This is a genomic window from Aeromonas sp. QDB18, from assembly GCF_027705325.1.
Classification (GTDB): Bacteria; Pseudomonadota; Gammaproteobacteria; order Enterobacterales; family Aeromonadaceae; genus Aeromonas; species Aeromonas caviae.
The window spans coordinates 1-1,166 of the sequence record NZ_JAPDBQ010000284.1 but is presented as its reverse complement, the minus strand read 5'-3'; the positions used below and the strand labels follow the sequence as shown (position 1 = coordinate 1,166).

The 1,166-nt window shown below is 52.1% G+C and carries 1 protein-coding gene; it reads right to left on the bottom strand.

All coding sequences use genetic code 11. From position 1 onward, the window contains the following. Positions 1-263 precede the first annotated feature (263 nt). Positions 264-749, bottom strand: a complete 486-nt coding sequence (gene tenpIN / locus OKC30_RS20870; RefSeq protein WP_151532708.1) for a type III toxin-antitoxin system TenpIN family toxin — start codon at positions 747-749, stop codon at positions 264-266. Between the last annotated feature and the right edge of the window lie 417 nt (positions 750-1,166).

Here is a 1,166-nt window from a genome sequence, read left to right as displayed (position 1 = left end):
GGACCAGGAACGCCAGGAGTGGGGAGTTTGTTACCCCTGTGACCAGGTGCGCCGGCAGCCGCTGGCGAGGCCTGCAGATCTGCTCCGGAGCGGGAACAAATCGCACGGCTTGGGCCGTGACCATCGAGCACCAGGAACGCCAGGAGTGGGGAGTTTGTTACCCCTGTGACCAGGTGCGCCGGCAGCCGCTGGCGAGGCCTGCAGATCTGCTCCGGAGCGGGAACAAATCGCACGGCTTGGGCCGTGGCCATCGAGCACCAACCCTAGTCTAGTTCTAACTCTGTGTGATAGTTGATCAGCGTGGTATATCGATACTCTGCGCTGTTCAAAATATTCCGATCGTTTTTTCTACAGGCCGCAATGTAGCGTTCAACATAACTGGAAAATTGTTTGGTCACATGATCATCAATTCCAACGAGTTTTCGACCAGCTTCTTTTGATCGGAGAACGAATACATCAGCAGTGATATGTGCGGCGTTTCGGATGAGAAGAGCCTTGGAGTAATCCAAACCCATTCCTTTGGATTTCGCCGCTTGATCCTTATTTCTCTCCAGAATTTTTGCTGCAGAGTGGGAAATGTTGCTGCGAACAGGAATAGCAAAAATCAATCCATTGACATGGACTTGTACGATTCCATGCCCCCGAATTTTGTTGTCGCTCCAGGTGCCTGCTTCCATATCGTAATCGAGAGCCTGCGGTATATGTGGATTGTCCGTGTAAAAGGAACTATCGAGTTTTTTGAGCTTCAATTTCCGTCCTCCAATACGAAAAAACCCCGACACAAGTCAGGGTTTCTCGGTAGCCACAATACAGGAATTTGGGTTTTTAACGTGGGGATGTTCCTACCACCACAACAAACAGGAATTTGGGTTTTTAACGTGGGGATGTTCCTACCGCCACAAGGCTACATAATTAAGATAGCACTCAAAGTCCCAAAAAACAACATTACCAGGAGTGGGGCGTTTGTTACCCCTGTGACCAGGTGCGCCGGCAGCCGCTGGGGAGGCCTGCAGATCTGCTCCGGAGTGGGAACAAATCGCACGGCTTGGGCCGTGGCCATCGAGCACCAGGAACACCAGGAGTGGGGAGTTGGGGAGCCCGCAGAATTCGGAAAAAATCGTACGCTAAGGTTTTCCGGGCATCCGTAAGGGCCGAAACTTCCCGTC